Annotated in this window: 19 protein-coding genes; 12 read left to right on the top strand and 7 right to left on the bottom strand. The window is 70.9% G+C overall.

Annotated elements, in window-relative coordinates; translation table 11 throughout:
- The first annotated feature begins 10 nt into the window (after positions 1 to 10).
- Positions 11 to 1,459, top strand: a complete 1,449-nt coding sequence (locus tag KZC57_RS04855) for an NAD(P)H-quinone dehydrogenase (protein WP_060923621.1) — start codon at positions 11 to 13, stop codon at positions 1,457 to 1,459.
- Between the two features lie 82 nt (positions 1,460 to 1,541).
- On the opposite strand, the gene KZC57_RS04850 is transcribed toward KZC57_RS04855, so the two are convergent.
- Both KZC57_RS04850 and KZC57_RS04845 read right to left on the bottom strand, forming a co-directional pair.
- Positions 1,542 to 3,308, bottom strand: a complete 1,767-nt coding sequence (locus KZC57_RS04850; protein ID WP_247641171.1) for a biotin carboxylase N-terminal domain-containing protein — start codon at positions 3,306 to 3,308, stop codon at positions 1,542 to 1,544.
- 78 nt (positions 3,309 to 3,386) lie between these two features.
- Positions 3,387 to 4,022, bottom strand: a complete 636-nt coding sequence (locus KZC57_RS04845) for a nucleoside triphosphate pyrophosphatase (RefSeq protein WP_247641170.1) — start codon at positions 4,020 to 4,022, stop codon at positions 3,387 to 3,389.
- Positions 4,023 to 4,045: 23 nt separating this feature from the next.
- On the opposite strand from KZC57_RS04845, the gene KZC57_RS04840 reads away from it, so the two are divergent.
- From KZC57_RS04840 to KZC57_RS04825, 4 genes are read left to right on the top strand one after another with little or no spacing between them, the layout of a single operon-like run.
- Entirely contained in the window at positions 4,046 to 5,290 is a 1,245-nt protein-coding gene (locus KZC57_RS04840; RefSeq protein WP_247641169.1) for a class I SAM-dependent RNA methyltransferase, read from the top strand.
- A 43-nt stretch (positions 5,291 to 5,333) separates the two neighbouring features.
- Positions 5,334 to 5,993: a response regulator transcription factor gene (locus KZC57_RS04835; RefSeq protein ID WP_060923517.1), complete on the top strand. Its 660-nt coding sequence runs from the start codon at positions 5,334 to 5,336 to the stop codon at positions 5,991 to 5,993.
- Positions 5,983 to 7,218 carry a hypothetical protein gene (locus KZC57_RS04830; protein ID WP_083370891.1) on the top strand — a complete coding sequence of 412 codons (1,236 nt, stop codon included), beginning with the start codon at positions 5,983 to 5,985 and terminating at the stop codon, positions 7,216 to 7,218. The genes KZC57_RS04835 and KZC57_RS04830 overlap by 11 nt, the downstream gene beginning before the upstream one ends.
- The gene (locus KZC57_RS04825; protein WP_247641168.1) at positions 7,215 to 8,237 is read left to right on the top strand and encodes a hypothetical protein; all 1,023 of its coding nucleotides are present in this window, start codon (positions 7,215 to 7,217) and stop codon (positions 8,235 to 8,237) included. The genes KZC57_RS04830 and KZC57_RS04825 overlap by 4 nt, the downstream gene beginning before the upstream one ends.
- Positions 8,238 to 8,433: 196 nt before the next feature.
- On the opposite strand, the gene KZC57_RS04820 is transcribed toward KZC57_RS04825, so the two are convergent.
- The 4 genes from KZC57_RS04820 to KZC57_RS04805 form a co-directional block, all read right to left on the bottom strand.
- A complete protein-coding gene (locus KZC57_RS04820) occupies positions 8,434 to 8,676 on the bottom strand; it encodes an acyl-CoA carboxylase subunit epsilon (RefSeq protein ID WP_306304915.1) in 243 nt (80 codons plus the stop codon).
- Positions 8,673 to 10,262 carry an acyl-CoA carboxylase subunit beta gene (locus KZC57_RS04815; RefSeq protein WP_370670667.1) on the bottom strand — a complete coding sequence of 530 codons (1,590 nt, stop codon included), beginning with the start codon at positions 10,260 to 10,262 and terminating at the stop codon, positions 8,673 to 8,675. Before KZC57_RS04815 ends, KZC57_RS04820 begins: the two co-directional genes overlap by 4 nt.
- Positions 10,263 to 10,349: 87 nt before the next feature.
- The gene (locus KZC57_RS04810) at positions 10,350 to 11,339 is read right to left on the bottom strand and encodes a hypothetical protein (RefSeq protein WP_060923419.1); all 990 of its coding nucleotides are present in this window, start codon (positions 11,337 to 11,339) and stop codon (positions 10,350 to 10,352) included.
- A gap of 79 nt (positions 11,340 to 11,418) precedes the next feature.
- Entirely contained in the window at positions 11,419 to 12,111 is a 693-nt protein-coding gene (locus KZC57_RS04805; RefSeq protein WP_060923420.1) for an NTP transferase domain-containing protein, read from the bottom strand.
- 248 nt (positions 12,112 to 12,359) lie between these two features.
- On the opposite strand from KZC57_RS04805, the gene KZC57_RS16505 reads away from it, so the two are divergent.
- Genes KZC57_RS16505 through KZC57_RS04790 form a run of 3 tightly spaced genes read left to right on the top strand, consistent with a single transcriptional unit; the run spans position 12,360 to position 16,074 of the window.
- Positions 12,360 to 14,225: an ABC transporter ATP-binding protein gene (locus KZC57_RS16505; protein WP_247641167.1), complete on the top strand. Its 1,866-nt coding sequence runs from the start codon at positions 12,360 to 12,362 to the stop codon at positions 14,223 to 14,225.
- Positions 14,201 to 15,766: a hypothetical protein gene (locus KZC57_RS04795; protein WP_105950164.1), complete on the top strand. Its 1,566-nt coding sequence runs from the start codon at positions 14,201 to 14,203 to the stop codon at positions 15,764 to 15,766. The genes KZC57_RS16505 and KZC57_RS04795 overlap by 25 nt, the downstream gene beginning before the upstream one ends.
- A 41-nt stretch (positions 15,767 to 15,807) precedes the next feature.
- Positions 15,808 to 16,074, top strand: coding sequence for a DUF3039 domain-containing protein (locus tag KZC57_RS04790; protein WP_060923586.1), 267 nt, complete (start codon positions 15,808 to 15,810; stop codon positions 16,072 to 16,074).
- Between the two features lie 14 nt (positions 16,075 to 16,088).
- On the opposite strand, the gene KZC57_RS04785 is transcribed toward KZC57_RS04790, so the two are convergent.
- A complete protein-coding gene (locus tag KZC57_RS04785) occupies positions 16,089 to 17,414 on the bottom strand; it encodes a nicotinate phosphoribosyltransferase (protein ID WP_247641166.1) in 1,326 nt (441 codons plus the stop codon).
- Positions 17,415 to 17,476: 62 nt separating this feature from the next.
- On the opposite strand from KZC57_RS04785, the gene murI reads away from it, so the two are divergent.
- The 4 genes from murI (at position 17,477) to KZC57_RS04765 (ending at position 20,701) form a co-directional block, all read left to right on the top strand.
- Positions 17,477 to 18,313, top strand: a complete 837-nt coding sequence (gene murI / locus KZC57_RS04780; protein WP_060923537.1) for a glutamate racemase — start codon at positions 17,477 to 17,479, stop codon at positions 18,311 to 18,313.
- A gap of 33 nt (positions 18,314 to 18,346) precedes the next feature.
- Positions 18,347 to 19,084 (top strand): ribonuclease PH, encoded by a 738-nt coding sequence (gene rph / locus KZC57_RS04775; RefSeq protein ID WP_025105317.1) that lies wholly within the window; start codon positions 18,347 to 18,349, stop codon positions 19,082 to 19,084.
- Positions 19,085 to 19,086: 2 nt separating this feature from the next.
- Positions 19,087 to 19,680: an RdgB/HAM1 family non-canonical purine NTP pyrophosphatase gene (gene rdgB / locus KZC57_RS04770; protein ID WP_247641165.1), complete on the top strand. Its 594-nt coding sequence runs from the start codon at positions 19,087 to 19,089 to the stop codon at positions 19,678 to 19,680.
- Between the two features lie 100 nt (positions 19,681 to 19,780).
- Positions 19,781 to 20,701, top strand: coding sequence for a cation diffusion facilitator family transporter (locus tag KZC57_RS04765; protein WP_247641164.1), 921 nt, complete (start codon positions 19,781 to 19,783; stop codon positions 20,699 to 20,701).
- Positions 20,702 to 20,705 lie beyond the last annotated feature (4 nt).

The following is a 20,705-nucleotide window of genomic DNA, read 5'->3' as shown; positions in this document are numbered from 1 at the left end:
TTGCGGAAGAATGGAGAGCATGTCTTCCACCACTTTCGAGCGCACTCAGCGCGTCGCCGTCCTCGGCGGCGGACCCGGCGGTTACGAGGCGGCCCTGGCAGCCGCCCAGCTCGGAGCGGAGGTCACCCTCGTCGAGCGCGTCGGTGTCGGCGGTTCGGCCGTGCTCACCGACGTCGTGCCGTCGAAGAGCCTCATCGCCACGGCGGACGCCGCGGTCGCCATCTCCGAGGCCAGCGACCTCGGCGTGAACTTCTACGCCAAGGGCGAGAACGGCAAGCCGCTCAAGCCGGAGATCGCCATCAACCTCGCCGCCGTGAACAAGCGCCTCGTGGCGCTGGCCGGTCAGCAGTCCGAGGACATGCGCACCACCCTCCTCGATGCGGGCGTGCGGATCCTCTCCGGTCACGGCCGGCTGGAGGGTCCGAACGCCATCGTCGTCTCCACCGGCGAGCGCGGCACGGACTTCGACCGCGTCGAGGCCGACACCATCGTCGTCGCGGTCGGCGCCTCGCCGCGCGAGCTCGACTCCGCCAAGCCCGACGGCAAGCGCATCCTCACGTGGACCCAGCTCTACGACATGAAGGCGCTGCCCGAGCACCTCATCGTCGTCGGCTCCGGCGTGACCGGTGCGGAGTTCGCCTCCGCCTACATGAACCTCGGTGCGAAGGTCACGCTCGTCTCCAGCCGCGAGCAGGTGCTCCCAGGCGAGGACCAGGATGCGGCGCGCGTGCTGGAGAAGGTGTTCAAGCGCGGCGGCATGCAGGTGCTGTCCAAGTCGCGGGCCGAGAAGGTCGAGGTCGTCGGGGACGGCGTCACCGTGACCCTGTCGGACGGCCGCACGGTCGAGGGCAGCCACTGCCTCATGGCGGTCGGCTCCATCCCGAACACCGCGGGCATCGGCCTGGAGGAGGCCGGCGTCGAGCTCGACGACTCCGGTCACGTCCGGGTGAACCGCGTCGCGCGCACCTCGGTGCCGAACGTGTACGCGGTCGGGGACTGCACGAACTTCTTCCCGCTGGCCTCGGTGGCCTCGATGCAGGGGCGGACGGCGGTGTTCCACGCGCTGGGCGACATCGTCATCCCGCTCGAGCTCATCAAGATCACCTCCAACATCTTCACGGCGCCGGAGATCGCGACCGTCGGCTACGGCGTCAAGGACGTGGAGGACGGCCTCGCCGACGGCATGGTCTACAAGCTCCCGCTCGCCGCCAACCCGCGCGCGAAGATGATGGGCATCAAGGACGGCTTCGTCAAGCTCATCGCCCGCAAGGGGTCCGGCACCGTCATCGGCGGCGTGATCGTGGCCCCGAAGGCGTCGGAGCTCATCTACCCCATCGCGATCGCGGTCGAGCGCCGTCTCACCGTCGACCAGGTCTCCCGCGTGTTCGCCGCGTACCCCTCGCTCTCGAGCAGCATCACCGACGCGAGCCGCGCGATGCACCTCGTGAACATCTCCTGACCCGAGACCCCCCGCAATCGCCGAGACCCCGGGCTGCAGACATCTGCAGCCCGGGGTCTCGGCGTGAAAGCGGGGTCTCGTGTCAGGAGATCGTGAGGAGCTGGTGACCGGCGGAGACCGTGGTGCCCGCGGCGGCGTCGATGTTGCCGACGACGCCGTCCTTGTGCGCCTGCAGCGGCTGCTCCATCTTCATCGCCTCGAGGACGACGACGAGGTCGCCCTTGACGACCTGCTGCCCCTCCTCGACCGCGACCTTGACGACCGTGGCCTGCATCGGCGACTTCACCGCGTCGCCGGAGGCCCCGGCGTTGGCGACCGTGGCGTGGCTGCGGCGCGACGGCGGGACGGCCGCCGGGCGGCCGGTGGTGCCGGGCGCGACCGCGACGCGATCGGGCAGGCTGACCTCCAGGCGCTTGCCGCCGACCTCGACGACCACGGTGTGCCGGGCGTTCGTCGGAGCCGGAGCCTCCAGCTCGCCGTCCCACGCGGGGATGTCGTTGTCGAACTCGGTCTCGATCCAGCGCGTGTAGACCCCGAACCTCCCGTCCTCCGCCGTGAAGGCGGGGTCGCGGACGACCTTGCGGTGGAACGGGATGACGGTGGGCAGACCCGCGACCTCGAACTCGTCCAGAGCCCGCCGCGCGCGCTCCAGGGCCTCGGCGCGGTCCTTGCCGGTGACGATGATCTTGGCGAGCAGCGAGTCGAACGCGCCGGACACCGCGTCCCCGGCGGTGACGCCGGAGTCGAGGCGGATGCCGGGGCCGCCGAAGGTCTTGAAGACGTGGATGGGGCCGGGCTGGGGGAGGAATCCGCGACCCGGGTCCTCGCCGTTGATGCGGAACTCGATGGAGTGACCCTGCGGCTGGGGGTCGTCGTAGTCGATCGTGCCGCCGGCTGCGATGCGGAACTGCTCGCGGACGAGGTCGATCCCGGTGACCTCCTCGGACACGGGGTGCTCGACCTGAAGGCGGGTGTTCACCTCGAGGAAGGAGACCGTGCCGTCGGCGCCGATGAGGAACTCGCACGTACCCGCGCCGACGTAGCCGACCGCCTTGAGGATGGCCTTGGACGCCGAGTAGAGCTTCTCGTTCTGCTCGGGCGTGAGGAACGGGGCCGGCGCCTCCTCCACGAGCTTCTGGTGCCGGCGCTGCAGCGAGCAGTCGCGGGTCGAGATGATGACGACGTTGCCCTCGGCGTCGGCGAGGCACTGGGTCTCGACGTGGCGGGGCTTGTCGAGGTACTTCTCCACGAAGCACTCGCCGCGGCCGAAGGCGGCGACGGCCTCGCGGGTGGCGGATTCGAACAGCTCCTCGACCTCGTCGAGCTCGCGGGCGACCTTGAGGCCGCGTCCGCCGCCGCCGTAGGCCGCCTTGATGGCGATCGGCAGGCCGAACTCCTGCGCGAAGGCGACGACCTCGTCGGCACCGGAGACGGGGCCGGGGGTGCCGGGCGCGAGGGGCGCGCCGACCTTCTCGGCCACGTGGCGGGCGGTGACCTTGTCGCCGAGCGCCTCGATCGCCTCCGGGGAGGGGCCGATCCAGATCATCCCGGCGTCGATCACCGCGCGCGCGAACTCGGCGTTCTCCGCGAGGAAGCCGTAGCCGGGGTGCACGGCGTCGGCACCGGCGCGGCGGGCGACGGAGAGGATCTTCTCGATCTGGAGGTACGTCTCGGCGCTGGTCGCGCCACCGAGCGCGTACGCCTCGTCGGCCAGGCGCACATGCAGTGCGTCCCTGTCCTGGTCGGCGTAGACGGCGACCGAGGCGATCCCGGAGTCACGAGCGGCACGGACGATGCGGACGGCGATCTCGCCGCGGTTGGCGACGAGCACCTTCGCGATTTCAGGCATGGTTGCCAGCCTAGCGAGTAGCATCCCGATACTTTTGACGACTCTCGACAAGAAAGAGGGAAAAACGTGGAGGGGAGTCTACGACCACAGATCCGTCCACCGGACCCCGAGGTCGGCAGCGAGGCCGCGCACGGTGGACAGCGACATGCCCACCACGGTGGAGGGATCGCCCTCGACCCGGGTGATGAAGGCGCCGCCGAGGCTGTCCACGGTGAAGGCTCCCGCGACGTGCAGCGGCTCCCCTGATGCCACGTACGCGGCGATCTCCTCATCGCTGATGTCATCGGCGAACGTCACGGCGGCCTCCGCGACGGCCGTCGCCTCGACGAGAGCCGCGCCGGGGGAGACGCGGAACACGGAGTGCCCGGAGTGCAGCACTCCGGTCGCGCCGCGCATCTCCTGCCACCGGCGCGTGGCCTCCTCCGGCGTGTAGGGCTTGCCGTACACCCGGTCCCCGAGGGCGAACATCGAGTCCCCGCCGATGACGATGCCGTCGAACACGCCCTCGGCGGCCAGCCGTTCGGCGACGGCGGCGGCCTTGGCGCGGGCGAGCAGCAGCACGAGGTCGGCGGGTGCGAGGGGACCCATGCGCTCCTCTGCGGCGGCGGCCAGGGCGTCCTCGTCCACCTCCGGCGACAGCGTGAGCGGTTCGACGCCGGCCTGACGCAGCAGCATGAGCCGGGCGGGGGAGGTGGAGGCGAGGCAGACGCGCATGGAGACCACCGTATCCTCGAAGGATGACTTCCTCCGCAGCCGACGTGCTCGATCTCGACATCACCGGCATCGCCCACGGAGGCACCTTCATCGCCCGTCACGAGGGACGCGTGGTCTTCGTCTCGGACGCGATCCCGGGCGAGCGCGTCCGTGCCCGCCTGCTGGATCCGTCCCCCGCCGCCGGGGAGCCGGACATACGGAGCTTCTGGCGCGCCGAGACGCTCGAGGTCCTCGACGCCTCCCCGCATCGCCGGCCGCACATCTGGCCGGAGGCGGACGTCGCGCACGACCCCGCCCAGCGACCCGGCGGCGCGGACCTCGGGCACATCGAGCTCGACCACCAGCGCGCGCTCAAGCGACAGGTGCTGGCAGAGGCGTTCGACCGCTTCGCCGGTCCCGGGCTCGAGGCCCCGGAGATCGAGGCCGTGGAGTCCGGCGACGGGACGGGGTGGCGCACGCGGGTGACCCTGCACGTCGACGATGCCGGGAGGATCGGTCCCTTCGCCGCCCGCAGCCACCGCGTCGTGCCTGTCTCGACCTACCCGCTCGCCCGCCCCGCGATCGCCGAGGCCGCCCTGGCCCTGCGGGGCGAGAAGCCCGGGCGCATCGAGCTCGTGGAGCCCGCGGACGGCCGCGTGCGCGTCCTCCGGCATCCCGAGGCCGAGCGCCGGGATCCCAGGGACCGCCGCCCCCGGCCGAAGCCCGAGGTGGTGCAGGAGCGCGTCGGCGACCGCACGTTCGACGTCGACGCCGGCGGATTCTGGCAGGTGCACCCCCGCGCCGCCTCCGTCCTCGACGGCGCCGTGTACGGGCTGCTCGACGGACACGTGGAGCCGGACGCGACGCACTACGACCTGTACGGCGGTGTGGGTCTGTTCGCGCGGACTCTCGCGGATCTCGGCGGCACCGACGTCGTGACCGTCGAATCCAGCCGCCGCGCGACGCAGCACGCCGCCGCGAACCTGGCCCCGCTCGAGGTGACCGCCGTCACCGCCCGGGTCGACCGCTTCCTGCAGCAGCCGCGACGCGGGGGCTCGACGGGGGCGGTGGTGCTCGACCCGCCCCGGTCCGGCGCCGGACGCGCGGTCGTGGAGGGCGTGCATGCGCTTGCTCCGTCCGCGATCGCCTACGTCGCCTGCGACCCCGTCGCCCTCGCGCGCGACCTCGGTACCTTCCGGGGCCTGGGGTGGCGGATCGACGCGCTCCGCGGGTTCGACCTGTTCCCGCACTCGCACCACTTCGAGGTCGTCGCCCTGCTCACCCGGTGAGCGCATTCCCGGTCCCCGGTCCGCGACTCACTAGGCTGTGGGCATGAGCACCGTCGCCCTCATCGACGACCACGAGTCCGTCCGCCTCGGCCTCGAGGCCGCGTGCGCCAGGGACGGGCAGACCGTCGTGTTCACCGGGAGCACGGTCGGCTCCTACCTCGTGTGGCGGTCCTCCACGGGCGCCCCGCCGGCCGACGTCGTCGTGCTCGACCTGACGCTGGGGGACGGGACGACGGTGACGGAGAACGTCGTGTCCCTCGTCGCCGACGGCGCCAGCGTCGTGATCCACAGTGTCGCCGACCGGCCCGCAGCAGTGCGAGAGGCCCTGGCGGCGGGGGCGGCCGGTGTCGTCAGCAAGTCGTCGGCCCTCGACGACGTGCTGGACGCGATCCGCACCGTGGCGCAGGGCGAGGCGCTGAACAACGTCGAATGGGCGAGTGCGGTCGACGGCGACCGCGCGTTCGCCGACGCGCAGCTGTCCAGCCGCGAGCGGGAGGTGCTGCGTCTGTACGCGACGGGCCTGCCGCTGAAGGCCGTGGCCGAACGTCTCGGCGTCGCATACTCCACGGCGAAGGAGAACATCACCCGGATCCGGGTGAAGTACGTCGAGGTCGGTCGGCCGGCGCCCACCAAGGTCGATCTGCTGCGGCGCGCGATGGAGGACGGCATCGTGACGGCCGACGGGGCGCCGAGTGCCCGCTGAGCCGCTGAGCGTCCGCGACGCCTGGAGCAAGATCCCTTCTCCCGGCAGCGCGGAGAACGGCTTCGAGCGGTTCACCGGCAAGCGGATGGAACGCATCCTCGCGATCGTCGTCGCCCTGGGGTCGGCCGTGCTCGGGGCGCAGGCCCTGATCGCGGCCGTGCAGACGATGTCCCGCGCAGACGCGCCGCACATCTCGATGCTCGTTGGCGTCTTCGTACCGCTGACGGCGATGCTCGTCGCCTGTCTGATCGGACGCGGCGTGCGCCTGGCCGCGGGGGTGTTCGCCGTCGTGTATCTGCTCGCGCTCGCAGCGTGGCCCATCGTCGTCGACCCCACGGACAAGGTGGCGGGCGACCAGCCGTGGATCTTCTTCCTCGTGAACGTGGGCGTGGTGGCGGCGATGCTCGCCTTCCCCGTGCGGCTGCAGTTCGCGTGGGCCGTCGGCGTGCCCTTCGTGTACGGATACGTGCGTCTGGTGCAGGGGGAGTTCTCCCGGGAGTTCTGGGTGACGACGGCGTTCGACGTCTCCTTCACCCTGATCCTCGGTGTCGTGATCGTCTCGCTCGGCTGGATGTTCCGCTCGGTCGCCGCGGGCGTCGACGAGGCGCGGGGGACCGCCGTGGCCTCGTACGCGACGGCGGCCGCGACCGCGGCTGCGGAGGAGGAGAGGGTCGCCATGTCGGCGCTCATGCACGACAGCGTCCTGGCCGCTCTCATCGCCGCCGAGCGCGCGGAGGGCGAGCGCGCACGGGAGCTCGCCGTGGCGATGGCCAGGGAGGCCCTCACGCGGCTCGCGAACACCGAGGCCGCGGTCGCGGAGGAGGGCAGCGACGAGCCGGTGGGGGCCGCGCAGATCGTCGTGGAGCTGCGACGAGCGCTCTCCGAACTGGGCGCGGACGCCATCGTGGAGGAGCGCGGCGGCAGCGGCCTCATCCCGGGGCGTGCCGCGCGAGCGCTCGTGCTCGCCGCCCGCCAGGCGATCGGGAACGCGGTCGCGCACGCCCACGGTCGAGGTCTGCACATCCTCGTCGTCGGTCACGGTGACGAGGGCATCGCCGTGACGATCTCGGACACGGGCGGCGGCTTCGACGTCGACGCCATCGGTCCCGACCGGCTCGGCATCCGCGCCTCGATCCTCGCCCGCATGGCCGGTGTGGCCGGGACCGCGCACATCTCCTCGGATGCGGAAGGCACCGTCGTGACCCTGGGGTGGGAGCGCTCATGAACCGGACCGTCCGCAGCGTCGCCACCACGCTCGCCGTCGGCTTCGCGCTGTACTTCGTCGCACGCGGGATCTGGTGGATCGAGCAGCCGACGGCTCCGCTGCTCATGGTCCTCGCCATCGCCGTGTACCTCGTGGTGGTGAACATCGCGATCCTCGGGAGTCCGGCCACGGTGCGCATGCCGCTGTGGTCGGCGCTCCTCGCCCTCGGAGCGAGCACGATCATCCCGGTGCTGGTCACCCTCTCGTTGGACCCCGACGATCGGACGGCGCCCTTCGCCACCTGGTACATCGGCGCCCTCGGTCTGCTCGGCATCGTCTGCGTGGTCCGTCGCCGCGCGTGGGCGGGCTGGGCGGCGCTCGCTGTGCTCGTGGTCGCGGCATCCCTCGCCCTGGGCCTGGGGGTGGCGATGAATCTCGGAGTGGTGGGGTCGATCATGTGGGTCGCGGTCGCCCAGCTCCTGGTGATGTTCTGGGACCGCGCCGTGAGCGACACGGAGCGCCTGTCGGAGATCCAGCAGGCGGTCTCGGCCTGGCACGCGACGCAACGGGTGCGCCAGCGAGAGCGTCGCCTCCGCACCCAGTTCGCCCTCGCCGTCGCGGGCCCCGTGCTCAGCCGGGTGGTGGCGTCACGCGGCCAGCTCGACGACGATGAGCGGCTGGAGGCCCGGCTCGCGGAGGGGCGTCTTCGCGACGAGCTGCGTGGTGCGGACCTCCTGAACGACGACGTCCGCAACGCGATCGACGCCGCGCGCCGCCACGGCGCCTCCGTGACGGTGTTCGACGAGGGGGGTCTCGACGGCGTCGACGAGGGCCGACGCATGGAGATCCGCGACGAGCTCGCGTCGGTGCTCCGTAGCGCCGGGACCGGGCGCATCATCATCCGCTCCGCACGAGACCCGCTCGTCGCCGTCACCGTCGTCGGTCGCGCGGGTCTGCGGGCATCGGACGACGATTCCGTGGACCTGTGGCACGAGATCACGAGGGAGCGGCGCGGGACGGCGTCCGACGCGCGGAGCTGAGAGTGGGCGAGGGGCGGCGAATCCGCCTGCCCCTCGCCGTGCGGACAGTTACCCGAAAACCGTCCGCTGGTGGCCGATCAGCGTCTGTCTACCCTGGGACAGAGAGACCAGCCGAACGCGAAGCGTCTCCTCTAGTCTGCGGTCCCGTGCAACGGTTGTCTGTAGGTATTTTGGGGGACAAAGTCCGCCACCGGCCTCAGCCGGCGAAACGTCCCCAGGGGATGTCCCGGCGCAGCGGCCGACGCAGCGGACGCTGCGTGCGGGTCCACGCGGAGACCCGCGGCTCCTCGACCGTCGCCTCCGCCTGCTCGTTCGCATAGGCGTCCCCCAGAACCGCGATGAGGGCAGCGAGCTCCTCCTCGGTCGCGGTGCCGCGGGTGACCTCCAGCATCACGGGCGCGGGCGCCGCCCCGTCGACGGCGGGTTCCTGGCCGCTCACAGCGGGATGTTCCCGTGCTTCTTCGGGGGCAGTTCGGCACGCTTGCCCCGCAACGCCCGCAGGGCCTTCGCGATGGCCACCCGCGTGTTCGCCGGCTCGATGATCCCGTCGAGCTCGCCGCGCTCGGCCGCGAGGAAGGGCGAGGCCACGTTGTAGGTGTACTCGTTCGCGAGGCGCGTGCGGACCGCCGCCACGTCTTCGCCCGCTTCCTCCGCCTTGCGGATCTCCCCGCGGTAGAGGATGTTGACGGCGCCCTGGCCGCCCATCACGGCGATCTCCGCGGTGGGCCAGGCGAGGTTCACGTCGGCGCCGAGCTGCTTCGAGCCCATGACGATGTACGCGCCGCCGTAGGCCTTGCGCAGGATCACCGTCACGAGCGGCACGGTGGCCTCGGCATAGGCGTACAGGAGCTTGGCACCGCGGCGGATGACGCCGGTCCACTCCTGGTCGGTTCCCGGCAGGTAGCCGGGGACGTCGACGAGGGTCACGATCGGCAGCGAGAACGCGTCGCAGAAGCGCACGAACCGACTCGCCTTCTCGCCCGCCTCGATGTTGAGCGTGCCCGCCATCTGCGAGGGCTGGTTGGCGATGATGCCGACCGAGCGGCCCTCGATGCGTCCGAAGCCGATGACGATGTTCGGCGCGAACAGCGGCTGCACCTCGAGGAAGTCGCCGTCGTCCACGACATGCTCGATCACGGTGTGGATGTCGTACGGCTGGTTCGGGGAGTCCGGGATGAGCGTGTTGAGCGTGCGGTCCGCGTCCGTGGTCTCGAACTCGAACGCGCTCTCGTAGGAGGGCAGCTCCGCCATGTTGTTGTCGGGCAGGAAGCCGAGGAGCGTGCGCGCGTAGTCGATCGCGTCGTCCTCGTCCTCGGCGAGGTAGTGCGCGACGCCGGAGCGGGTGTTGTGCGTGTAGGCGCCGCCGAGCTCCTCCATGCCGACGTCCTCGCCGGTGACGGTCTTGATCACGTCGGGTCCGGTGACGAACATCTGGCTGGTCTTGTCGACCATGATGACGAAGTCGGTGAGGGCGGGGGAGTACACCGCGCCACCGGCCGCCGGGCCCATGATGATCGAGATCTGCGGGATCACGCCGGAGGCACGGGTGTTCAGGCGGAAGATCTCGCCGTACTTGCCGAGCGCGACGACACCCTCCTGGATGCGGGCGCCGCCGGAGTCGAGGATGCCGATGCACGGCATCCCGCCGGCCAGGGCGAACTCCATGATCTTCACGATCTTCTCGCCGGCGACCTCGCCCAGCGACCCGCCGAAGGTGGAGAAGTCCTGCGAGTACACGGCGACGGTGCGGCCGTGGATGGTGCCGACGCCGGTCACCACGGAGTCGCCGTACGGACGCGAGCGGTCCATGCCGAACGCGGTGGTGCGGTGGCGCACGTACTCGTCGAACTCGACGAAGCTGCCGGGGTCGACGAGGAGCTCGATGCGCTCGCGGGCGGTCATCTTGCCCTTGGCGTGCTGCTTCTCCTTCGCCTTCGCCTCGGCGTCGACGACGGCCTCGGTGTAGCGAGCGCGCAGGTCCGCGATCTTTCCGGCGGTGGTAAAGGGGTCGGGCTTGTCCGTCACGGATTCCACCCTAGCGTCGGCTTCGCGCCGTCCGTTGGATGATCGGCACAACGGGGCGGCGGATCCTTTGGCGAGGTGCGCGCTCGCTCACCCCGCGGTCGTGTCCGAACCCGGTCGCGGCGGCAACCCATGATCGCCATCGGCGGGACCGGCGTCGAGTTCCTCCGCAGGGTGCTCGCGTCGGCGACCGGCGATCTCGCCGACGCGGTGCCCGACCCAGCCTGCGCCGCGTGCCACGGTGCCCGCGGCTCCCGCGACCGCGTTGCCGGCGTAGCGCGCTCCGCGCAGCATCCGCAGCTCCACCTTCTCGGCGCCCGGCACGGGTTCCAGCTCCGCGGGGAGGGTGAGCGGTGCGGCTCCGAAGGCCCGGTGGGAAGTGGTGAGCACGCGGCGTCCGAGGATGTGGTTGCCCGCGCCGCCGATCGCCGCGCCGATCCCGAACGGCATCGCCTTGCCGATGAAGGAAGCCCCGCCCTTGGCCGCGAACTGCTTCACGAACATCCCCTTGAGCTGGTCCACGAGCGGCCCCACGGCGGCGCGCGGCAGCGACTTCGTCACCAGCTCGCCCCAGTACGCGGACCGGCTGCTGCCGCGACCGGTGACCTGCCGCGCGAGCTGCCCGACGAGGTCGACGCCCTCCTTGCCGAGCATGAGGGTCATGACCAGTGCGCGAGCGCGGTCGGGGTTTCCCACCGCGATGCCGTGCACCTCGGCGACCGACTGCGCGAAGAGGGCCGTGGATTCCACGAATCCCACCGTCTCGACCCCGGAGAGGGCGAGCGTGATGCCTGTGCCGATACCGGGGACCACCGCGGTCGCCCCCACCGCGGCCCCGCCCGTCGTGACGGCTGCGAGATAGCGGCGCTCCAGGATCCGGATGATCTCGTCGGGGGTCGCGTGCGGGTTGCGGAGCCGGATGCTGCGGATGTGGGCGAGCACCAGCGGGCGCTGGATCGACAGCACCCGATCGAGCCCGCGGACCATCATCGGGTGTTCGGGGGAGCCGACCGGCGGCACGCCCTTGTCCCACGGGGCGTCGTCCGGCAGGGAGTGGATCTTGTGCACCTTGGGGGCCATGTGCCGATCCTATGAAGCGCGACCGCGAAAACACCGAGAGCCCCGGTCCGTGGCGGAACGGGGCTCTCGGAGGGGATCGTCACACGAAGAGGTTCGCGCGCTCCAGGTCTTCCGCGAAGTCGACTTCGACCGCGTACAGGTCGGAGACATCCATCGGCTCGAGCAGCAGGCCGTCCTCGGCGATCGCCAGCTCGAGACCCCGCTCGAAGTAGTCCTGATCCTCAACCCGCTGCAGCTGGCGCATGAACGCCTTCTTGAAGCCGGAGGAGATGTAGTTGATGCCGACGGCCTCGCCGAGACCGCCCTTGACGGACTTCGACAGCTCCTTGATGAAGCCTTCCGCGGTGACGGTGTACTTCACCTCTTCATCGCTGACCTTGGCGGTGTTGACGGTGACGAACGACTGGTCACGCTCGATGTACGCGGCGGCGCGACCGAGGATCATCGGGTCGAAGACGACGTCGCCGTTCATCCACAGCACGCCGCTCTTGCCGGTGGCGCTCAGGGCGCGCAGCAGGCTCTTCGAGGTGTTGGTCTCGTCGTAGCGGTCGTTGTGGACGTAGTTCACGGAGGGGAAGGCCTCGATGATGGTCTCCGCGCGGTAGCCCACGACCGTCGTGATGCGCGCGTCGGATCCGAAAGCGGCCCGGATGTTGTCGTGCTGCTGGCCCATGATCGTGCGGCCGTCGTTGAGCTCGGTGAGCGGCTTGGGCAGCGCACGGCCGAGGCGGGAGCCCATTCCGGCTGCGAGGATGACGGTCTGAAGAGTCACGAATACTCCTAAGGAAGTTGTGTTCACGGTCGGTTCACCGACCAGACACTTCGTCGTGCCGGGAATCATGCTAGCGATTCCCCCTGGGAACCCCGGGGCCAGGCAGGCCCCGTTGCCATTTCGTGACCGAGTACACACGCAACGCACAGGCACGACAACCCCCTTGCAAATTCCGCGGAGAAGGGGTTCTGATGTCGGAATGTCGCGTGGGGCCTTGGCTCTCAGCCACCCGTTGATACCGTAGGACGGTGACTTCCTCCCCTGATGACCCCACCCCCCAGGCAGAGGGAGCCGAGACTCCGACAGAAGCCTCCGCGCCCGCTCGGAAACCGGCCGCCAAGAAAACTGCCTCGTCCTCCGCCGGCGCGAAGAAAGCGACCGGAGCGAAGTCCTCCGCGCCGAAGTCGGCGGCGGCGAAGACCGCAGCCTCGAAGACCACCACTGCGAAGTCCACGTCGGCGAAGACTGCCGGCACGAAGTCCACGAGCCAGAAGACCGCGGCGGCGAAGGCCGCGGACGCGAAGGCCGCTCCGGCGAAGTCCACCGCAGCGAAGTCCTCGACGGCGACGAAGGCGGCCACGGCGAAGACTCCCGCGGCGAAGAGGCCCGCGGCGAAGACTCCCGCGGTGAAGAAGCCGACCGCTGCGCGGCCCGCACCGACCAAGGCCGCAGCCGAGAAGGCGGCCCCCACCTCCGAGGTCGTGGTCGAGCCCACGCCCGCAGCGAGTGTGGATCCCGCGGCCGCTCGCACCGCGTCGGCCGCCCGAGCGGCCGCGGTGAAGAACACCGCCGCGCGGACCACGAGCCCGAAGCGCCCGTCCGCGACGACCACAAAGCCGAGCACTGCTGCCGCCAAGACGACGGCTGCCAAGACGGCTGCGGCCAAGGCCGCCGCGGCGAAGACGGCCGCCGCGAAGGCATCGGCGGCCAGGACGACGGCCAAGACCACCGCCGCCAAGACCGCTGCGGCGAAGGCGGCTGCGGCCAAGGCGGCTGCCGCGAAGGCCGCGGAAGCCGAGGCCGCGGAGGCGCAGGCGGCGGAAGCCGCGGCTGCGGACGCACAGGCCTCGGAAGCACTGGCCGCTGCGGAGACGCAGCCCGAGGAGTCCGCCGCGGTGGTGGCGTCGGACGACGGCGCCTCCGAGTCGGCGACGCGCGTCGAGGACGCGGCCGCCATCGAGGAGTCCGCCGCGGAGCCCGCGGTCGAGGTGTCGGACACCGCTCTGCCGGTGACGAAGGAGCCCGCGCTCGAGGAAAGCCGCGTCGCGGACGTCGAGGTCGTCGAAGTGGTCGAAGCCGTGATCGCCGAGGAGCCGCCGGCCGAGGTCGACGAGGAGGAGGCGGCGGAGCCCGCCACCGAGGCCATCCGGATCCGCGGTCTCGTGAAGCAGTTCGGCGAGAACCGCGCTGTCGACGGCATCGATCTCACCGTGCCCGCCGCCTCGTTCTATGGCATCGTCGGCCCCAACGGTGCCGGCAAGACGACGACCCTGTCGATCGTCGCCGGCCTCCTGCGTGCGGACGAGGGCAGTGTCCTCATCTGCGGCATCGACCAGGCGAGCGAGCCGCTCGCGGCGAAGCGCGTGATGGGCGTCCTGCCGGACCGCCTGCGCACGTTCGACCGCCTCACCGGCCGGCAGCTGCTGTATTACTACGGGCTGCTCCGCGGCCTCGCCGCCGACGTCATCGAGAAGCGCACCGGCGACCTCGCCCGGGCCTTCGATCTCGGCGACGCCCTGAACCGGGTGGTGTCCGACTATTCGGCGGGTATGACCAAGAAGATCATGCTCGCGGGCGCGATGATCCACTCGCCGCGCGTCCTGGTGCTCGACGAGCCGTTCGAGTCCGTCGACCCGGTCTCTTCCGCCGTGATCCTCGACATCCTGCGCGCCTACGTCTCGCACGGGGGCACCGTGATCCTGTCGAGCCACGGAATGGACCTCGTCGAGCGCGTGTGCTCCCGGGTGGCCATCATCGTCAACGGCGAGGTGCTCGCCGAGGGCACGATCGACGAGGTACGCGCGGGCCAGACGCTCGAGTCCCGATTCGTGGAGCTCGCGGGCTCAAGCGGCGAGGTGGAGGGGCTCGAGTGGCTGCACACGTTCTCCGACTGAGGTTCGCGCTCCTCCTGGGCGCCCTGCGCGGGGAACACCGGGTGCGCACCCTGCTCTCCTTCGGCGCGGTGATCGCGGTCACGGTGGTCGTCTGCGTGGCGGTGTTCAGTCTCGGCGACGCGCCCGTTCCGGTCTCCCAGGCGGTGACAGTGCTCGGCGGTGCGGCCGTCCTGCTCGGCTTCCTCGTGGGACCCCTGCTCGTGGGGGCCGTCGATCAGCTCGATCCCCGGCGTTTCGCGGTGTTCGGCGTCGACGAGCGGAAGATGCCCGGAGTCCTTGCGATCGCCTCACTGGTCAGCGTGCCGAGTCTCGCGCTCCTCGCGGTCTACGTCAGCGTGACGATCGTCGCCGTCCGCGCCGGTGCGCCGTGGGTGCCGGCCGTCCTCCTGGCGCTGACGGGGCTGCTGTCGACGATCCTCCTCTCCCGGGTCGGGATGGCGCTCAACGCGCTGCTGCTGCCGGAGCGTCGATCCCGCGAGCTGACCGCGCTGTTCGCCCTCGCCTTGATCGTCATCGCCTTCCCTGTCGCGGTGTTCCTCGGCTCGCTCCGCTGGGATGGCGAGGTTCCGGCATCGTTGGCGACCCTGACCTCGGTGATCGGTTTCACCCCGCTCGCCGCGTCGCCGGCGGCGATGTTCGCGGCGGCCGCCGGTGAGACGGCTGTGGCCTGGGTCAGCGGACTGATCGCCGTGGCCACCCTGGCGTTGCTGTGGCTCGCCTGGACCTGGTTCGTGCGCCGCCTGCTGACGACGACGGAGCGTCCGGTGGCGGCACGCGAGCGCACCGGACTCGGCTGGTTCGCCCTGCTGCCCTCGAACGCCTTCGGCGCCATCGCCTCGCGAAGCCTCGTGTACTGGCTCCGCGACCGTCGGTACATCATGAACATCATCGTGGTGCCCGTGGCGGGCGTGCTGACCGTGTTCCCACTGATCGTCGCGGGCGTGCCGGTCGAGATCGCCGCGCTCGTCCCCGTGCCCGTCATGGCACTGTTCTTCGGCTGGCTGCCCCACAACGACGTCGCCTACGATTCCACGGCCCTGTGGACCCACGTCGCGAGCGGCGTCCGCGGTCTTCCCGACCGTCTCGGGCGCCTCGTGCCCGTGCTGCTCGTCGCCGTCCCCGTGCTGGCGATCGCGGTGCCGCTCTCGCTGCTCCTCGCCGGTCGGTGGAGCCTGCTCCTGCCGCTCGTCGGTGTCGGAGCGAGCCTGCTGTTCAGCGCCCTCGGGATCTCCAGCGTGGTGTCGGTGGTGGCGCCGTACGCGGTCTCCCGCCCCGGGGACAGCCCGTTCCAGCAGCCGCAGCGACCGACCTCCAGGGGGATCTACGGCCCGGCGGCGGCATTCCTCGGTGCGATCCTCCTGAGCGTGCCGACCATGTGGCTGTTCGGCGCGAGCATCGTCGCCGATCCCGGATTCGCGCCTGCGGCGTTCTGGGTCGGCATCGTCACCGGGGCGGCCGCGTTCATCGGAGGAGCCGTGATCGGCGGACGCATCTTCGAGCACAGCGGCGAGCGTCTGATGGAGTTCGTCGAGACGGCCTGAGACCCGCCCCGCCGAGGCTCGGACGCGGCTAGAATCACGGGATGAGTACTCCGCTGGACAGCCCCGATCAGGGCGGCGTGGCAACGCTTGATCGCGAACTGGAAGAGCTCCTCCGCGAGGAGAACATCGAACCGGGCGACCACGAGCGCTTCTCGCACTACGTCAAGAAGGACAAGATCCTCGAGTCGGCGATCACGGGCAAGCCCGTCCGCGCGCTCTGCGGCAAGAAATGGACGCCCGGTCGTGATCCGGAGAAGTTCCCGATCTGCCCGACCTGCAAGGAGATCTACGAGTCGATGGTCGGCTGACCGCCGACCGCGCGTCAGTCCGCCTCGACGTAGACCGTCGGGATCGCCGGATCCGACTTGCTGAGTGCGAGCGCGCGCACCGGCAGCTCTTCGCGCACACGCAGGTGATGCGCGCGGGCGGCAGCCGTCCCCGTCGCGCCCTCAGCTGCGGTGTCGATCTCGCCGCCCTCGACGAGGGTGACCTGGAGCGGGCGTCCGTCCGGGTGCTCGGCAGGCGTGTCCAGCGCTTCGAAGCCGTCGGAGACGACGACCGTCTCTGCTGCGGCGACGCCGTCGTCGAGGGTGCGGAACGCCGCCTTGCGCCCGCCGAAAGACGCCTTGTCGGCCGAGGCCTTGGCGACGCCGATCCACGCCCCGTCGGCGTCCTGCCGGGCGACGAGCTTGTAGACCATGCTCGCGGTCGGATACCCGGAGCCGGTGACGACCGAGGTGCCGACCCCGTAGGCGTTCACGGGGGAGGCGGCGAGGGCTGCGATCGCGTATTCGTCCAGGTCGCTGGTGACCGTGATGCGGGTATCGGTGGCGCCGAGCTCGTCGAGTTGTGCGCGGACCTCCGCGGCGACGATCGGGAGGTCGCCGGAGTCGATGCGGACACCGCCCAGCCCGGTCCCGGCCACGCGGATCGCGGTCTCGACGCCGGTGCGGATGTCGTAGGTGTCCACGAGGAGCGTGGTGTCCACGCCCATGCTCTCGACCTGCGCGCGGAAGGCGTCCTCCTCGCTGTCGTGCAGCAGCGTCCAGGAATGGGCGGCAGTGCCCATGGTCGGGATGCCCCAGGCGCGCCCGGCCTCGAGGTTGCTCGTGGCGCCGAAGCCGGCGATGTAGGCGGCTCGCGCGGCAGCGACCGCCGAGCGCTCCGCGGCGCGGCGGGAGCCCATCTCGGCGAGGGGCCGCTCTCCGGCGGCGATGCTCATGCGCGCGGCGGCCGTGGCGACGGCGGAGTCGTGGTTGAGCACACTTAGCGCCAAGGTCTCCAGGACCACCGCGTCCGCGAACGAGCCCTCCACCGTGAGGATGGGCGACCCGGGGAAGTAGAGCTCACCCTCACGGTATCCGCGGATGGTCCCGGTGAAGCGGTAGCGCTCGAGGTAGGCGAGGGTCTCGGCGTCGACGACGCGCTCGTCGCGGAGGAAGCGCAACTCGTCGTCACCGAAGCGGAAATCGCGCAGCAGCTCGAGCAATCGCCCGGTGCCGGCCACGACGCCGAAGCGACGTCCGCCGGACAGCCGACGGGAGAACAGCTCGAAGACACTCGGACGGGAGGCGGTGCCGTCCCGGAGCGAGGCGGCGAGCATCGTGAGCTCGTAACGGTCGGTGAGCAGCGCCGTCGACGTGGTCATGCGCTCAGCTTAGTGAGGCCAGGATGCACGAGGCGCCGCGCACGCGGGTAGGCTGGGGAGTCATGAACGACGCGCCCATCGGGATCTTCGACTCCGGTGTCGGCGGGCTCACGGTGGCCAGGGCCATCCGGGCCCAGCTGCCCCGCGAATCGTTCGTCTACATCGGCGACACCGCCCACTCGCCGTACGGCCCCAAGCCCATCGCCGACGTGCGCCGCTACGCGCTCGAAGTGCTCGACACGCTCGTGGACCAGGGCGTGAAGATGCTCGTGATCGCCTGCAACACGGCGTCCGCGGCCATGCTGCGCGATGCGCGCGAGCGCTACGACGTGCCCGTCGTCGAGGTGATCGGTCCGGCCGTGCGACGCGCGGTGTCCACGACGAGGAACGGACGGGTCGGTGTGATCGGTACGGTCGGCACCATCGGCTCCCGGGCGTACCAGGACATGCTCGAGGTGAACGAGCGCCTGCAGGTGTTCACGGCGGCCTGCCCCCGGTTCGTCGAGTTCGTCGAGGCCGGGGTGACCGGAACTCCCGAGGTGCTCGCCGTGGCCGAGGAGTACCTCGCGCCGCTGCGGGAGGCCGACGTGGACACGCTCGTCCTCGGCTGCACGCACTACCCGTTCCTCCGTGGTGCCATCAGCTACGTCATGGGGGAGGGCGTGACTCTGGTCTCCAGCGACGACGAGACCGCGGGCGACGTGTACCGCCAGCTCGTGCGCGGCGATCTGCTGGCGCCGCCCGACGCCACCGCGACCTATGTCTACGAGGCCACGGGCGACTCCGCCGATGACTTCACGGCGCTCGCGAACCGGCTCATGGGCCGCGAGGTGCGCGACGTGCAGCTCGTCCAGACCGGCGTCATCACGCTTCCCGATTCCGCCCTCGACGCGCGCTGAGCCCGTCGCTCCATCCCCGACCGAGAGAAGCACATGACCGACATCGTCCGCGCCGACGGCCGTTCCACCTCGCAGCTCCGCGAGATCACCATCGAGCGCGGCTGGAGCGCGCAGGCCGAGGGCTCGGCTCTCATCAGCTTCGGCGGGACGAAGGTGCTGTGCACCGCCTCGTTCACGAACGGTGTGCCGCGCTGGCTCACCGGCAAGGGCAAAGGCTGGGTCACGGCGGAGTACGCGATGCTCCCGCGCGCGACGAACAGCCGCAACGACCGGGAGAGCGTGAAGGGGCGCATCGGCGGCCGGACGCACGAGATCTCCCGGCTCATCGGACGCGCTCTCCGCGCCGTCGTCGACACCAAGGCGCTGGGCGAGAACACCATCGTCATCGACTGCGACGTCCTCCAGGCTGACGGTGGCACCCGCACAGCGGCGATCACCGGCGCCTACGTCGCCCTGGCCGACGCGATCGAGTGGGGGCGGGACAAGAAGTTCATCGGCAAGAACTCGACGCCGCTGCTCGACTCCGTCTCCGCGGTGTCGGTCGGCATCGTCGACGGGGAGCCGATGCTCGACCTCGCCTACGTCGAGGACGTGCGGGCCGAGACCGACATGAACGTCGTGGTGACCGGCCGCGGCCTGTTCGTCGAGGTGCAGGGCACGGCCGAGGGGGCGCCGTTCGACAAGCGCGAGCTCGACGCGCTCCTCGACCTCGGCGTCGCCGGCTGCGCGGAGCTGAAGGACCGGCAGCTCGCCGCCCTGGCGGGAGCCTGAGCATGCGCGTCGTCCTCGCGACCCACAACCCGCACAAGGTGGCGGAGTTCCAGCAGATCGTGCAGCAGACGCGGCCCGACCTGGAGGTCGTCGGCTACGACGGTCCCGAGCCGGTCGAGGACGGCGTGACGTTCGCCGAGAACGCGCTCCTCAAGGCGCGTGCGGCTGCCGCGCACACCGGCCTCGCGGCGCTCGCCGACGACTCCGGCATCTGCGTGGACGTGCTCGGCGGTTCACCCGGGGTGTTCTCGGCGTACTGGGCAGGGCAGAAGAAGGACGCCACGGCGAACCTGGAGCTGCTGCTCGACCAGCTGCGCGACATCGCCGACCCGCACCGCGCCGCGCACTTCACGTCGACCATCGCGCTCGTCCTCCCGGACGGTCGCGAGCACGTCGTGGAGGGAATCTGGCCCGGACGCCTCGCCCACGAAGCCTCCGGGAGCGGCGGCTTCGGCTACGACCCGATCTTTATCCCGGACGGTCAGCCGGACGGTGCGGAGCGCACCGTGGGGGAGCTCACGGCGGAGGAGAAGCAGTCGCAGTCGCATCGCGCCCGCGCCTTCACGGCGCTCGTGCCGCTGCTCGCCGCGCTCTGAGCGTCGAAGAGAAGAACCCCTGCTGACGGTGAGAATCGTTACTGTTCCCGACTAGGGGGAAACGGCCTCGGGGCACCCGCCCCCGGGCTAGCCTGGGGGCATGCACGATCACGCGCCCGCGCCCGGCGGTCTCCGTTCGGCGAGCAGCCGTCGCCTGCTCGCGATCTCCCTGACCCTCACGGCCACCGTGATGATCGTGCAGGTCGTCGGAGCCCTCCTCACGGGCTCGCTGGCGCTGCTCGCGGACGCCGCGCACATGTTCACGGACGCCTCGGCGCTCGTGATCGCCCTCATCGCCGCGACCGTGGCGGCGCGTCCTGCGGACGACCGGCGGACGTTCGGTTATCAGCGCGCGGAGGTCTTCGGCGCGCTCATCAACGCGGTCATCCTCATCGCCCTCGCCACGGTCGTCGCCGTGCAGGGGGTGCAGCGGCTGCTGAACCCCTCCGAGATCGAGGTCGCCGGTGGGCTCATGCTCGTCGTCGCGGTCGTCGGCCTGCTCGCGAACGCGGTGTCGATGTGGCTGCTCAGCCGTGCCCAGCGCACGAACCTGAACGTGCGGGGCGCCTACCTCGAAGTGATGGGCGACCTGCTCGGCTCGTTCATGGTCATCATCGCGGCGGGCGTGATCCTCGTGACGGGCTGGATGCCGGCCGACGCCCTCGCCTCGCTGTTCATCGCGGCGATGATCATCCCGCGGGCGTTCGTCCTCCTCAAGGAGGTGTTCTCCGTGCTCGCCGAGTCGGCGCCGAAGGGCATGGCCGTCGGCGAGATCCGCACCCACCTGCTCGGCTACGACGGCGTCGTCGGGGTCCATGACGTGCACGTGTGGCAGCTCACCCGCGGTGCTCCGGTCTTCACCGCCCACGTCAGCGTGCGGCCGGATCTGCTGGCGAACGGCCGCTCGGCGGCGCTGCTCTCGGAGATGCAGGCGTGCCTCGCGGACCACTTCGACGTCGCGCACTCCACGTTCCAGATCGAGCCGGCCGAGCAGAGCGACTGCGAACCGCACCACGCCTGAGCGG

The sequence above is a fragment of the Microbacterium sp. KSW4-4 genome, assembly GCF_023091185.1.
GTDB lineage: Bacteria > Actinomycetota > Actinomycetes > Actinomycetales > Microbacteriaceae > Microbacterium > Microbacterium paraoxydans.
This window is presented reverse-complemented; position numbering and strand designations above follow the sequence as displayed.

Bases quoted from the DNA above. Each gene is read 5' to 3' on its own strand.
- KZC57_RS04855 (WP_060923621.1), top strand. From the start codon at position 11: ATGGAGAGCATGTCTTCCACCACTTTCGAGCGCACTCAGCGCGTCGCC.
- KZC57_RS04850 (WP_247641171.1), bottom strand. From the start codon at position 3,308: ATGCCTGAAATCGCGAAGGTGCTCGTCGCCAACCGCGGCGAGATCGCC.
- KZC57_RS04845 (WP_247641170.1), bottom strand. From the start codon at position 4,022: ATGCGCGTCTGCCTCGCCTCCACCTCCCCCGCCCGGCTCATGCTGCTG.
- KZC57_RS04840 (WP_247641169.1), top strand. From the start codon at position 4,046: ATGACTTCCTCCGCAGCCGACGTGCTCGATCTCGACATCACCGGCATC.
- KZC57_RS04835 (WP_060923517.1), top strand. From the start codon at position 5,334: ATGAGCACCGTCGCCCTCATCGACGACCACGAGTCCGTCCGCCTCGGC.
- KZC57_RS04825 (WP_247641168.1), top strand. From the start codon at position 7,215: ATGAACCGGACCGTCCGCAGCGTCGCCACCACGCTCGCCGTCGGCTTC.
- KZC57_RS04810 (WP_060923419.1), bottom strand. From the start codon at position 11,339: ATGGCCCCCAAGGTGCACAAGATCCACTCCCTGCCGGACGACGCCCCG.
- KZC57_RS04790 (WP_060923586.1), top strand. From the start codon at position 15,808: ATGAGTACTCCGCTGGACAGCCCCGATCAGGGCGGCGTGGCAACGCTT.
- KZC57_RS04785 (WP_247641166.1), bottom strand. From the start codon at position 17,414: ATGACCACGTCGACGGCGCTGCTCACCGACCGTTACGAGCTCACGATG.
- murI (WP_060923537.1), top strand. From the start codon at position 17,477: ATGAACGACGCGCCCATCGGGATCTTCGACTCCGGTGTCGGCGGGCTC.
- rph (WP_025105317.1), top strand. From the start codon at position 18,347: ATGACCGACATCGTCCGCGCCGACGGCCGTTCCACCTCGCAGCTCCGC.
- rdgB (WP_247641165.1), top strand. From the start codon at position 19,087: ATGCGCGTCGTCCTCGCGACCCACAACCCGCACAAGGTGGCGGAGTTC.
- KZC57_RS04765 (WP_247641164.1), top strand. From the start codon at position 19,781: ATGCACGATCACGCGCCCGCGCCCGGCGGTCTCCGTTCGGCGAGCAGC.